The organism is Mesorhizobium subarcticum, from assembly GCF_055456085.1.
The window spans coordinates 4,608,267-4,620,294 of the sequence record NZ_CM144237.1; the positions used below are offsets into that span (position 1 = coordinate 4,608,267).

Annotated in this window: 11 protein-coding genes; 8 read left to right on the plus strand and 3 right to left on the minus strand. The window is 61.6% G+C overall.

Annotation, left to right across the window (positions count from 1 at the left end; translation table 11 throughout):
- The first annotated feature begins 4 nt into the window (after positions 1-4).
- The 3 genes from ACZYHG_RS22400 to ACZYHG_RS22410 all read left to right on the plus strand — a co-directional run bounded on the left by ACZYHG_RS22400 (position 5) and on the right by ACZYHG_RS22410 (position 2,901).
- On the plus strand, positions 5-1,408 hold the full coding sequence (locus ACZYHG_RS22400) for an L-serine ammonia-lyase (RefSeq protein ID WP_464614766.1): 1,404 nt from the start codon (positions 5-7) through the stop codon (positions 1,406-1,408).
- A 77-nt stretch (positions 1,409-1,485) separates the two neighbouring features.
- Positions 1,486-1,923, plus strand: a complete 438-nt coding sequence (locus tag ACZYHG_RS22405) for a DUF1489 family protein (protein ID WP_464610421.1) — start codon at positions 1,486-1,488, stop codon at positions 1,921-1,923.
- Positions 1,924-2,199: 276 nt separating this feature from the next.
- Positions 2,200-2,901, plus strand: a complete 702-nt coding sequence (locus ACZYHG_RS22410; protein WP_464610422.1) for a DnaJ domain-containing protein — start codon at positions 2,200-2,202, stop codon at positions 2,899-2,901.
- A 47-nt stretch (positions 2,902-2,948) separates the two neighbouring features.
- Here the strand turns inward: ACZYHG_RS22410 and ACZYHG_RS22415 are convergent, their stop codons facing one another.
- A complete protein-coding gene (locus ACZYHG_RS22415; RefSeq protein WP_464610423.1) occupies positions 2,949-4,400 on the minus strand; it encodes an SPOR domain-containing protein in 1,452 nt (483 codons plus the stop codon).
- Positions 4,401-4,685: 285 nt separating this feature from the next.
- Between ACZYHG_RS22415 and ACZYHG_RS22420 the strand changes: the two genes are divergently transcribed.
- The 5 genes from ACZYHG_RS22420 (at position 4,686) to ACZYHG_RS22440 (ending at position 9,819) form a co-directional block, all read left to right on the plus strand.
- Positions 4,686-5,015 (plus strand): phasin family protein, encoded by a 330-nt coding sequence (locus ACZYHG_RS22420; protein WP_027029051.1) that lies wholly within the window; start codon positions 4,686-4,688, stop codon positions 5,013-5,015.
- Between the two features lie 295 nt (positions 5,016-5,310).
- Positions 5,311-5,640, plus strand: a complete 330-nt coding sequence (clpS, locus tag ACZYHG_RS22425) for an ATP-dependent Clp protease adapter ClpS (protein ID WP_027029050.1) — start codon at positions 5,311-5,313, stop codon at positions 5,638-5,640.
- Positions 5,641-5,646: 6 nt separating this feature from the next.
- A complete protein-coding gene (gene clpA / locus ACZYHG_RS22430) occupies positions 5,647-8,118 on the plus strand; it encodes an ATP-dependent Clp protease ATP-binding subunit ClpA (RefSeq protein ID WP_464610424.1) in 2,472 nt (823 codons plus the stop codon).
- A 63-nt stretch (positions 8,119-8,181) separates the two neighbouring features.
- On the plus strand, positions 8,182-8,823 hold the full coding sequence (locus tag ACZYHG_RS22435; RefSeq protein WP_464610425.1) for a chloramphenicol phosphotransferase CPT family protein: 642 nt from the start codon (positions 8,182-8,184) through the stop codon (positions 8,821-8,823).
- 54 nt (positions 8,824-8,877) lie between these two features.
- Positions 8,878-9,819 (plus strand): phosphatase PAP2 family protein, encoded by a 942-nt coding sequence (locus ACZYHG_RS22440; protein WP_464610426.1) that lies wholly within the window; start codon positions 8,878-8,880, stop codon positions 9,817-9,819.
- Positions 9,820-9,822: 3 nt separating this feature from the next.
- Here ACZYHG_RS22440 and ACZYHG_RS22445 read toward each other — a convergent pair whose 3' ends face one another.
- On the minus strand, positions 9,823-10,251 hold the full coding sequence (locus tag ACZYHG_RS22445) for an HIT family protein (RefSeq protein WP_464610427.1): 429 nt from the start codon (positions 10,249-10,251) through the stop codon (positions 9,823-9,825).
- A gap of 64 nt (positions 10,252-10,315) precedes the next feature.
- Positions 10,316-11,989 (minus strand): sulfatase-like hydrolase/transferase, encoded by a 1,674-nt coding sequence (locus ACZYHG_RS22450; RefSeq protein ID WP_464610428.1) that lies wholly within the window; start codon positions 11,987-11,989, stop codon positions 10,316-10,318.
- Positions 11,990-12,028: the final 39 nt, after the last annotated feature.

A 12,028-nucleotide genomic window follows, 5' to 3' on the forward strand; every position in this document is an offset into this window, starting at 1 on the left:
CCTCGTGTTCCTTTCGGTTTTCGACCTGTTCAAGATCGGTATCGGCCCCTCGAGTTCGCACACGATGGGACCCATGACGGCGGCGTCGCGTTTCCTCGACGAAATCCTCAATGGTGACTGGCCGCGCCCGGCCGGCGTCAAGGTCGATCGGCTTGGCGCCAGCCTGCACGGCTCGCTTGCTTATACCGGCATCGGCCACGGCAGTGATCGCGCGGTCGTCCTCGGCCTTGCCGGCCTGACGCCGCAGACGGTCGATCCCGACCAGGCTGACGGGATTGCCAGCCAAATCGCTGCTGAAAAGCGCATTTCGCCTCCCGGCCATCCCTCTTATCGCTTCGATCCGGCCACCGATCTGGTGCTCGACCGCAAGACACAGCTCACCGGTCATGCCAACGGCATGGCGTTTTACGCCTACGATTCCGGCGACCGTCTGCTGCTCAAGCGCATCTACTATTCGATCGGCGGCGGCTTCGTGGTTTCGGAAGAAGAACTGCAGCGCATGAAGGCCAAGGGGTCGGTAACGACCGAAGGCAGACGAGTGCCCTATCCCTTCAAGAATGCGGTCGAGATGCTGAAGATGGCGGCCAAAAGCGGCCTTTCCATAGCCGAGATGAAGCGCGTCAACGAGGAAACGCAGATGACGCGCGAGGAGCTCGATGCCGGCCTCGACGCCATCTGGGGTGCGATGCAGAGCTGCATCGACCGCGGCCTGTCGCAGGACGGCATCATGCCGGGCGGGCTGAAGGTCCGGCGCCGTGCGCGCATGCTGCACGACAAGCTGCAGGAACAGTGGCAGCAGAACAAACCCAATCCGTTGCTCGCCAATGACTGGCTGTCGATCTACGCCATGGCGGTCAACGAGGAGAATGCGGCCGGCGGTCGTGTCGTCACCGCGCCGACCAACGGGGCCGCCGGCACGCTGCCGGCGGTGCTGCGCTACTGGCTGCATTTCCATCCCGAGGCCGACCAGCCGAGCATCCGCGACTTCCTGCTGACGGCCGCCGCTGTCGGCGGCATCATCAAGACCAATGCCTCGATCTCCGGTGCCGAAGTCGGCTGCCAGGGCGAAGTGGGGTCCGCCTCGGCAATGGCCGCGGCCGGCCTGTGCGCCGTCATGGGCGGCACGCCGATGCAAGTCGAGAATGCCGCTGAAATCGCGCTCGAACACCATCTCGGCATGACCTGTGATCCGGTCGGCGGGCTGGTCCAGGTGCCGTGCATCGAGCGCAATGCGCTGGGCGCGGTCAAGGCGGTCACGGCTGCGTCACTGGCGATCAAGGGCGACGGCGTCCATTTCGTGCCGCTCGACGCAGCGATCGAGACCATGCGCCAGACCGGCCTCGACATGAACGAGAAGTACAAGGAGACCAGCCTTGGCGGTCTTGCAGTCAACGTCGTGGAATGCTGAGGCGCTGGCCTAAACCGGCACTGTGGAGAAGTCCGTCAGGCCGTTGACGTCGCGGCGCTCCGGACTAACCTTAGCCAATGGCTCTCAATCTCCTAAAACTGTGCGTCGGCTGCGACAGCGTCGAGGACCTCGAGGAATGGATCGAGTTTCGTCTCGATGAACGGCGCCGGGCCGGCGAACCGGTCGAGCACTGGCATACCACGCGCATGGTGCCGACGCGGGGCGCCGAAATCATCGATGGCGGTTCGCTCTACTGGGTGGTCAAAGGCAATGTGCAATGTCGCCAGCTGATCACCGAGATCCGGCCGTTCACCGACGACGACGGCATTGGTCGCTGCCACCTGATGCTCGACCCACAGGTCGTGCGCACCGATTGGCAGCCGCGCCGGGCTTTTCAGGGCTGGCGCTATCTGAAACCGTCGGATGCGCCGGTCGATCTCGGTAAGGGCAAGGCGGGGCTGATCGAAATGCCGCCGAAACTCAGGCGCGAACTTGCCGATCTCGGTCTGCTGTAGGTCATCCCGCGGTAACGTCGCATGTTCGTGCGCGGGCTTTCTCTGGCCCTCAATCTTGCTTCGCGCTGGACTTGCAAGCGGCGAGACAACGCCACATCTTGAAATTCATGCCCAATGAAAAGCTGTCGAAATCGACAAAGGGCTGCTGCGTTGGTCGAACGGGATCGCAAGGCGGTCCTCTTCCGATCCCGGAGGCCATGATTCCGGCGCAGAAAAAGTGTTTGATGAAATGACGCGGTTGTCCAAACGTTCAGGGGATCCGCGAGGCGGTGGGAAATGCTAGGCGCAATTATCGTTCTGGTTGCATTGCTGTTGGTGCTGCTGAGCGTAGCCGCCGCGTTTCTGCGTGCCGATCCTGCAAGGCTCGCAAATGGGACGAGGACGGCTGGGCCGATCCTGATGGCCCTGGTTGGCGGTGCGGTGCTTCTGGTTGGCCGAAGCGGAATCGGCGGCGTCATGCTGTTCGTGGCAATCGGCTGGTATGCAGCCACGCGCACAAACCGGCCTGATGTCAGGCTGGCTCCGGGGAAACGCTCAACGGTGCGGACGGCAGCGCTCGAAATGGAGCTGGATCACGATACCGGCGGCCTCGAAGGGTTGGTTCTGGCCGGCCGCCACGACGGCAAGATGCTTGGAGCGATGGGCCTTGCGGAGTTGCAGCATCTCTACCGCGAGCTCTCTGGCGACGCGGAGAGCCGCCAGTTGCTAGAGACGTATCTTGACGGCAGATTTCCCGTCTGGCGCAAAAACACTGAGACGAACGGTGGCGAACGGCTGGGTGTTGCGCCAGGTCCGGGCGCCATGACTAAGGAGGAGGCCTACAAGGTCCTTGGTCTTGAAGCGGGGGCCGCCGCGGCGGATGTCCGCAAGGCGCACCGCCGCCTGATGCAGCGCCTGCACCCCGATATCGGCGGTACGTCTTTCCTGGCGGCGCGAATCAACGAAGCCAAGGACGTCTTGCTCTCCAACCACAACTAGTCTCCTTCGACGCAAAAATTTTTCCGGGAGATCGCTTCCACGCCGTCCTATTGCTGGACGGCGTAGCACGAGATTTTCTTCTTCTTCAAAGCGGTGCAGGCCTTCCAGGCGGCGTCCTTCGAACCAAAGCCGCCGAAGCGGGCGCGGTAATAGGTGACCCCGTCCTTGTCGAAGGCGACGGTGAAGCCGGCAGCATCGGCCAGCACCTTGGGCGCCTGCTTGCTGGTCTTGTCGAGGAAGGCCTGGGCTTCGGACTGCTTCGGCGAAGAGGCGACCTGAATGGCCCAGCCCGACGGAACCGAAGCGGTGTTGACCGGATCGACAGCCGGCGCGGGCTCGGCATAGGCCGATACGACCTGCGCGGTGGCGACCTTGGGGGCGGAGACGATGACCGTCTTCACCTTCTTTGCCGGGACAACCAGCTTCGGTGCTTCAGCCTCGGCGCTCTCTTCATCATCGCTGTCGCCCTGCGCAACGGTATCGCCCTGCGCAACAGTCGTGTCTTCGGCAACGGCCGTGTCGTCGGCGCTGGCTACCGCCACCGGCTTGTCATCCGGGGTCGGCGCGTCGTGCTTGGGCAGGAGGACCTTGGCAAGCGCCTTGATCGGATTTCCGCGATCAGCATCAGCATCGGCGACCAGGGCACCACCGCCGCGGGTCGAGGCCCTTGGCATGTAGGTGTTGATCAGGCCTGCCATCTGGTTATCGCGGCTACCGCCCGACGTGCCGCCCATGACAACGGCGACGAGACGGCGGTTGCCGTCATTAACCGACGAGACGAGGTTGAAGCCGGACGCGCGGGTGTAACCGGTCTTGATGCCGTCGACGCCCTTGATGCGTCCCAGCAGGCGATTGTGACCATTGATGCGCTGACGGCCGTAGAGAAACGAGCGCTGCGAGAAATAGCCGTAGTACTGCGGGAAATGCTCCCTGAGCGCGATGCCGAGCGTCGCCATGTCGCGCGCGGTGGTGAACTGGCCGGGATCGGGCAGGCCGTTGGCATTGCGGAAGACGGTGCCGTTCATGCCCAGTGCCCGCGCCTTGGCGGTCATCATGCGGGCAAAAGTGGTTTCGTTGCCGCCGATCATTTCACCCAGCGCGGTGGCCGAGTTGTTCGCCGACTTGGTGACGATCGACAGGATGGCGGTCTCGACAGTGACAGAACCGCCCGGCTTCACGCCGAGTTTCGTTGGCGCCTCGGCAGATGCATGGGCCGAAAACACGACTGGGGAGTTTTTGCTGATCTTGCCCTTCGCCATCGCTTCGAAGGTCAGATAAAGCGTCATCATCTTGGTCAGTGACGCCGGATAGCGCCTGCCGTTGGCATCCGCCGAGTACAGCACCTTGCCAGTCTTGGCATCCACGACGATGGCCGCCGGCCGCGCTGCCAGTGACAAGGCAACGTCGGCGCAGACGAATGTCAACGCCAAGGCGAAGACCATGGCCGCCTTGAGGGGGGAGGTGGATTTGGAAACGATGCCCAACAACGCCTTACGCACTGATACTTCCCTTGAATTCTTCGTTGCGTTGGAGGCGGCAAAGGGTCCTGCCTCACTTCCAGCCAAGCTATCGGGCCAGCGTTACCAATCCGTTTATGGTAACCGTCGCGTTCACCATTTTCTTCGGGCTTGAAACTCACTTTATTTGATTTTTAGCCATTGCCTGCGCAGGCAAGCCCCGCACGCCTGCGAAATATTGACTTTTGTGCGGCGCACAATATATTATCGTGCATTGCACAAGGGCGCCCCGAAGAAGGACGCCACAACCGTCAAGGGAATCGTGAAATGACCCAGACCTATGAGGACTTCAGCAAATACGGCAAGGAATTTGCCGACACCGGATTGAAGAGCTTCGCTTCGCTCTCCAAGGGCGCGCAGGCGATCGCGACCGAGGCCGGTGAATACACCAAGAAGAGCTTCGAAGCCGGCAGCGCCACTGTCGAGAAGCTGTTCTCGGCCAAGTCGCTGGACAAGGCAATCGAGATTCACACAGACTATGCCAAGCAGTCCTACGAGGCGTTCGTCGCCGAGGCCACCAAGATCGGCGACCTCTATGCCGAACTCGCCAAGGAAGCCTACAAGCCGTTCGAATCGATTGTTGCCAAGGCGAAGTAATTTCGCCCGGGCGACCTAGTTTCGCCTGACAGTTCCGAATCCGGCCCTTTGGATCCGGGAAAAACCCGGTCGCGGAAGCGCGGCCGGGTTTTTTCATGTGAATTTTCCCCTGGGAGCCGCGTACTGCTTCACGATTGCGAAAATCCGCCAAGTTTGGTCACCTAGCCATATTGTCAGCTAACCAGAAGGGCTTAAAATCGTCCATCGAACACCTACATGTCGAACTCGCATGAGGATTCGAAAGAGGCAGGATTACGTGACGATCGCTTTGACTGCCACGAGACAAGTGGCGCGGATGGCAAACGGCGGCGGCGACGGCAATGAAGCCGGCCGCGGGACCGCCGTTATCACGCGCACCAAAACCAAGACCAAGAAGCCCAGCCTTTACCGGGTCCTCATCCTCAACGACGACTACACTCCGATGGAGTTCGTGGTTCACGTGCTGGAGCGTTTTTTCCAGAAAGACCGCGAAGCCGCCACACGCATCATGCTTCATGTTCACAATCATGGGGTGGGCGAGTGCGGGGTCTATACATTCGAGGTGGCCGAGACCAAAGTGTCTCAGGTCATGGATTTCGCCCGACAGAATCAGCATCCGCTGCAATGCGTGATGGAGAAGAAGTGAGGTAACATGCCGGCTTTCTCCCAAGGCCTGGAAAAGGCGCTTCACCAGGCGCTGACGCTCGCCAATGAGCGGCACCACGAATACGCAACCCTTGAACATCTGCTGCTCGCGCTGATCGACGACACCGAGGCGGCCGCCGTCATGCGCGCCTGCAACGTCGATCTCGACGAGCTGAAGCACACTGTTCTCACCTATATCGACACCGAGCTGGACAACCTCGTCACCGGTTACGACGAGGATTCCAAGCCGACCGCCGGCTTCCAGCGCGTCATCCAGCGCGCGGTGATCCATGTGCAGTCTTCCGGCCGCGAGGAAGTGTCGGGCGCCAACGTGCTCGTCGCCATCTTCGCCGAACGCGAAAGCCATGCCGCCTATTTCCTGCAGGAACAGCAGATGACCCGCTACGACGCGGTCAACTACATCTCGCACGGCATCGCCAAGCGCCCCGGCGCGTCGGAGACGCGCTCGCCGCGCGGCGCCGATGATGAGCAGGGCAATGGCCAGAACGGCTCGGAGCCACAAGAAGAGGGCGGCAAGAAGAAGCAGCAGCAGGATGCGCTGACCGCTTACTGCGTTAACCTCAACAACAAGGCCAAAGCCGGCAAGATCGATCCGCTGATCGGCCGCGAGACCGAGATCAACCGTACCATCCAGGTGCTGTGCCGCCGCTCCAAGAACAACCCGCTCTATGTCGGTGATCCCGGCGTCGGCAAGACGGCGATCGCCGAGGGCCTCGCCAAGCGCATCGTCGAGGGTGACGTCCCCGAAGTGCTGCACAACGCCACCATCTTCGCGCTCGACATGGGTACGCTGCTGGCCGGCACGCGCTATCGCGGCGATTTCGAGGAACGGCTGAAGCAGGTCGTCAAGGAGCTCGAAGATTATCCGGGTGCCGTGCTGTTCATCGACGAGATCCACACGGTGATCGGGGCCGGGGCCACGTCAGGCGGCGCCATGGACGCATCGAACCTGTTGAAGCCGGCGCTGTCTTCGGGTGCGATCCGCTGCATCGGCTCGACCACCTACAAGGAATTCCGCCAGTTCTTCGAGAAGGACCGCGCTCTGGTGCGGCGTTTCCAGAAGATCGACGTGAACGAGCCGACCATCGAGGACGCCATCGAGATCATGAAGGGCCTCAAGCCCTATTATGAGGAGTTCCACAAGGTGAAGTTCACCAACGAGGCGATCAAGGCTTCGGTGGAACTGTCGGCGCGCTACATCAACGACCGCAAGCTGCCGGACAAGGCGATCGACGTGATCGACGAGACCGGCGCCTCGCAGATGCTGGTGCCGGAAGCCAAGCGCAAGAAGACGATCGGCATCAAGGAGATCGAAGCGACGATCGCCACCATGGCGCGTATTCCGCCGAAGACGGTTTCGGCCGACGACGAGAAGGTGCTGCAGGGGCTCGATATCGAGCTGAAGCGCGTCGTCTATGGCCAGGACACCGCCATCAGCGCGCTGACCTCGGCGATCAAGCTGGCCCGTGCCGGCCTGCGCGAACCGGAGAAGCCGATCGGCTCCTACCTGTTCTCGGGTCCGACGGGCGTCGGCAAGACGGAAGTCGCCAAGCAACTCGCCGCCTCGCTCGGCGTCGAGCTGATCCGCTTCGACATGTCGGAATATATGGAACGCCACACCGTTTCGCGGTTGATCGGCGCGCCTCCCGGCTATGTCGGCTTCGACCAGGGCGGCCTTTTGACCGACGGCGTCGACCAGCATCCGCACTGCGTGCTGTTGCTGGACGAAGTCGAGAAGGCGCATCCGGACCTGTTCAACATCCTGTTGCAGGTGATGGACCACGGCAAGCTGACCGACCACAACGGCAAGCAGATCGACTTCCGCAATGTCATCCTGATCATGACCACCAATGCGGGCGCATCCGATGCCCAGCGCGCGGCGATCGGATTCGGTTCGACCAAGCGCGAAGGCGACGATGTCGAGGCGATCAACCGGCTGTTCACGCCGGAGTTCCGCAACCGTCTCGATGCGATCATCCCGTTCGGCTCGCTGCCGGTGCCGGTCATCCATCAGGTCGTGCAGAAGTTCGTCATGCAGCTCGAGGCGCAGCTCTCGGAACGCGGCGTCACCTTCGACCTGTCGCCGGACGCCATCGCCTGGCTCGCCGACAAGGGCTATGATGAGCGCATGGGTGCCCGGCCGCTCGGCCGTGTGATCCAGGAGCACATCAAGAAGCCGCTGGCCGATGAGGTGCTGTTTGGCAAGCTCAAGAAGGGCGGCACGGTGCGCGTCACCGTCGAGAAGAAGGAAACCGGCGAGACCGGCCTGAAGCTCGAATCGCTCGCCGACGAAGCGCCCGTCACGCCGAAGAAGGAAGAGCCGGAAGACGCGCCGAAGCCGCCCAAGGCCGTGGCCAAGAAGCCTGCCGCAAAGAAGCTGGTGGCGCAGAAGCCAGAGCCCAAGGGCAAGGATGGCGGCAAGCGCAGCCTGGTGCCGCAACTGCCTCGCAAGAGCTGATCAGCACTCACTCAAAGAAAGCCCCGGCAACGGGGCTTTTTCCATTTGGAGAATGGGGTGGCTATGCCGGGCCAGATCATCATCCTCAACGGCGCGCCGCGATCGGGTAAGTCGAGCATCGCTCGGGCCATTCAGGAAAGCTTTGACGGCCCGTGGATGAATCTGGGCGTCGACGGCTATGAGCATATCACGCCCCCGCGACTTCGTCCGGGAATAGGGTTGCGCCCTGGCGGCGAACGCCCCGATCTCGAAGTGTTCGTGCCGCGTTTATACGCCGCCCTCTACGAATTGATCGCGGCCCACAGCCGGCTGGGCCTGAACGTCGTGACGGATGTCGGCCATCACGATGCGTATTCGAAACCTCTCGACTGCCTGATCGATGGCGCGCGCCGGGTTGCCGGCCTGCCGGTGCTGCTTGTCGGTGTCCGTTGCCCGGTTGACATCATCATGGAGCGGCGAGCCGCCAGCGAGGCGGGCAGCGGCTATGTCACCGGCTCTTCAGACGATCCTGTGCCACTGCCGGTGCGTCTGTGGCAGGAGGAGGTGCACCGGCCGGGCGTTTACGATCTGGAAGTCGACACGTCACTCCTGAACCCTGTGCAATGCGCAGACGCAATCCGTAAGCAACTGCTAATAGATAGTCTTCATCCGACAGCGTTTCAAAGGATCTTGGCTTCGGACTCCGCGAGTTATGGGCCTCCCTGACTGTCGACAGCCAATTTTCACTCCGAATTAACGCCGCTTGGCCATGGTACAAACATGGTCTTACTGCCTGCAGAACGGACAATACTGGCCGTCGTTTTGGCGCTGGCCGCAGTCTGCTTGTTCCTTGCCTGGGACAAGGGCATCGCCGTTACGCTTGACGGCTACGGTTTTCCCTTCGGCTTTGCCATTGTCATGGCCGTCCTTGGCCAATTCTATCGCCGGGTCCGCAAAGCCGAGCGGATCGCGCTTACCACGCATGTTCTGGCGTTGTTCATCCTCTTTTCAGTGGTCGCCTCGCTTTTCAACCTTCTGCTCCTGCCACGGTACTCGGTGCCGATCGACGCCACTCTGGTGTGGATCGACTCCTGGTTCGGTTACTCGTGGCCAGACGCCTGTGCGTGGATTTCTCAATACCCAGCCCTGTCGGATGCGCTAAGGCTGGTCTACAGCCTGACGCTGGCTCAGGTCCTGTTTGTCTTTCTGTTTCTGGGTATGGCCAATGATCGGCGGCAACTGCACGCTGCCATGTTTGCCATGGTGTTTGCGGCACTGGCCACCATCTTTTGCTGGGCTCTGTTTCCGTCCAGCGGGGCTTCCGCCTACTGGACCTTGGACCCTGAAATCGATCGCGTTGTTCGACCCGTGGTCAATTCCACCTACGGAGCGGAATTGAATCGCCTGCTTGTTGAAGGCATCAACGACATTAAAGCCATAAAGGTGACAGGGCTGATAGGATTCCCTTCCTTCCATACGGTGATGGCGCTGATGTCCCTTATCGCGATCTGGCCGTGTCGCTTTGCGCGTTTCGCGCTGATCCTGGCCAACACCGCACTGCTGCCGGCAATTCTCATCCATGGCGGGCACAATCTGATGGATGTGCTGGGTGGTACGGTGATTACAATAGCCTGCTGGCGACTGGGCCTGCTGGCTTTCGAGGCGCAGCAGCGCCGGCCATTGCCGATGGTCAAAGGGGAGGCATTGGCGGGCGAGGGCTAAGCGTTATCGCCCGGCCAGCGCAGTCCGTATCTTTTCGGCGTTCTCAGCCAGCACCTCAGGCTTTTCCATGCTGCCCGTGTGCGGCTTCAACGGGACTCCGTCAAAGCGCGGGATGACATGGACATGCAGGTGATAGACGGTCTGCCCGGAGGCCGGCTCGTTGAACTGCAGGATGGTGACGCCGTCGGCATCAAGCGCCTTCTTCACTGCCAGCGCCACTTTCTGAACGACCGTGAAAAGTGGGCCGAAGGTCGACGGGTTGGCGTCGAGCAGGTTGCGCGACGGGGCTTTTGGCACCACCAGTGTATGGCCCGGTCCTTGCGGCATCACATCCATGAAGGCGATGACGGCGTCATCTTCGTAGACGCGGTGTGATGGAATCTCGCCGCGCAGGATCTTTGCGAAGATATTGCCGGGATCATAGTCGGCCATGGCGGGCGCTCCGGGTTGCAGCTCGCCATCGGTGTAGCGAAGCCGCTCTTGAGCGGCAAGACGTTCAGGCGAGATCGACCATGCCTGTTTCGACAAGCGCGCGATGGAAACGTCTTTTGCGCGGCGATGCGGCGTCGAAATAAGCTGCGGCGCAGTCGTTCAACAAGGCGGCCCGCGTGGCGAATACCGGATCGAGCGGAAGTCCGGCCGCCAGCAAGGTCAGTGTCGACAGAAAAGCGCAATCGAGGACTGGCGGAGCCACAAAATCGTCCGGCAGCCTGCAGTTTACGGCCTCGATGGCGTAAAATGTCTGGCGCAAGGCCATATGGGAAGGCGGCAACCCGGTAAGCCCGGTGGTGAATGACGGCTGGTGATCGCCGTAGCGCACGATAATGGCCGGTTCGCCGCTCAGCATGATGTCGAGCCGCCTGCGAAAGGCCGCATAGGCTTTAACGCTCTCGGCCAGCCGCACTGTATATTCGCCATAGTAGGAAATGCCGGTTGCCGCGACGGCCTCGCGGCGAAGTTCCGCATGACGCTCGATCGGAAAGATCCGGCGGCGGTGGTCGCCATGGTTCATCAGGGTCGTGATCGAAAGGAAGCATGGCTTGCTGGCCGCGACGCGGTTCGAAAGTTGATTCAGCGCGTGATCGTAGAGTTGCTCGTCGTGTTTTTCCCGTTTCCAGCGGTCGGCGTCGAAAGGCGGCGGCAAGGTTTCGGCATAGCTGACCTCGTCAAACCCGACCGATTGGTAGAACCGGCCACAATTGACGAAGGAAGGCCGGTCGCAGCTGATATGGGACACGTTGTAGCCGATACCGCTCAGTACGGATGGAAGTGAATGCCGCACGCGTCCGCTCAGAAGGTGAAAGACGTAGCGGCTGTCATTGCCGAAGGAGAGCGAAGAAAGGCCCGTCAGCACCGAAAATTCAGTCTGCAACGTGCTGCCGCCGAAGACGTCGACATGCAGCGCGCCGGAGAGAGCGTCCGGCGGCGTGAAGAACCGTTCGAATGCTTCATTGGCCGCCATGCCGAGCCGCCTCGGGTCGAATGTCGATTCGTGCAGGATCATCACGATGTGCGGCGCCCGCTCACCGGCTGGTCTGCTAGCCGGCACTGGCGGCAGCAGCGGCAGCGGCTCCGGATCGATGTCGACAAAGCCGGGTCGCCGTGATGGCCCCGCGCCAAACCATGAGGCGACAAAGGCGGAAAGGTGAAACCGGTCGCCGGTCAGATGGTGAAAGCGAAATCGCTTCGGGCCGCCACTTGCCCAGAAGACACATAGATACACAAAGGCCGCCGCGCTGAACAAGGCAAGACGCTGCGGGAGCGGCATCGCCGGCTCGGCGAGCATCAGCGCCAGGACAATTATCGCCAGGACGATCGCGATCATGGCCGTGAGGGCAGGGACCGTCATGCGCGCATGGTCAGCCAGCACGCTTCGAAAACTGCTTGCCGCGAGATGACAGATGTCCCCGGCGAGGAAATTGAAGCCGAGATAGCGATACTTCAGTTTGGAGATGATGCCGATTATGGCCGTCAGCAGCAGTGCCGCCCACAAGGCGACGATATCACCCGGAAACAGGAGATGCGCGAAGCCGAACAGAAGAAAGAGGCTTGCGAAGCCGAGCGGCCATGCCGAGCGTTTGCCTTCGAGCCAGGCAACCAAAGGCGGCGCGACCACCAGCCCCGCCGCACCGAGCCATTGCCCGACACCCAGAGATGCCAAACCCTGCATGTTTCCCCCAGGGTGCTTGCGCACCCATGTCCCAGGACA

Bases quoted from the DNA above. Each gene is read 5' to 3' on its own strand.
- ACZYHG_RS22405 (WP_464610421.1), top strand. From the start codon at position 1,486: ATGGCTCTCAATCTCCTAAAACTGTGCGTCGGCTGCGACAGCGTCGAG.
- ACZYHG_RS22410 (WP_464610422.1), top strand. From the start codon at position 2,200: ATGCTAGGCGCAATTATCGTTCTGGTTGCATTGCTGTTGGTGCTGCTG.
- clpA (WP_464610424.1), top strand. From the start codon at position 5,647: ATGCCGGCTTTCTCCCAAGGCCTGGAAAAGGCGCTTCACCAGGCGCTG.
- ACZYHG_RS22440 (WP_464610426.1), top strand. From the start codon at position 8,878: ATGGTCTTACTGCCTGCAGAACGGACAATACTGGCCGTCGTTTTGGCG.
- clpS (WP_027029050.1), top strand. From the start codon at position 5,311: ATGGCAAACGGCGGCGGCGACGGCAATGAAGCCGGCCGCGGGACCGCC.
- ACZYHG_RS22435 (WP_464610425.1), top strand. From the start codon at position 8,182: ATGCCGGGCCAGATCATCATCCTCAACGGCGCGCCGCGATCGGGTAAG.
- ACZYHG_RS22450 (WP_464610428.1), bottom strand. From the start codon at position 11,989: ATGCAGGGTTTGGCATCTCTGGGTGTCGGGCAATGGCTCGGTGCGGCG.
- ACZYHG_RS22420 (WP_027029051.1), top strand. From the start codon at position 4,686: ATGACCCAGACCTATGAGGACTTCAGCAAATACGGCAAGGAATTTGCC.
- ACZYHG_RS22445 (WP_464610427.1), bottom strand. From the start codon at position 10,251: ATGGCCGACTATGATCCCGGCAATATCTTCGCAAAGATCCTGCGCGGC.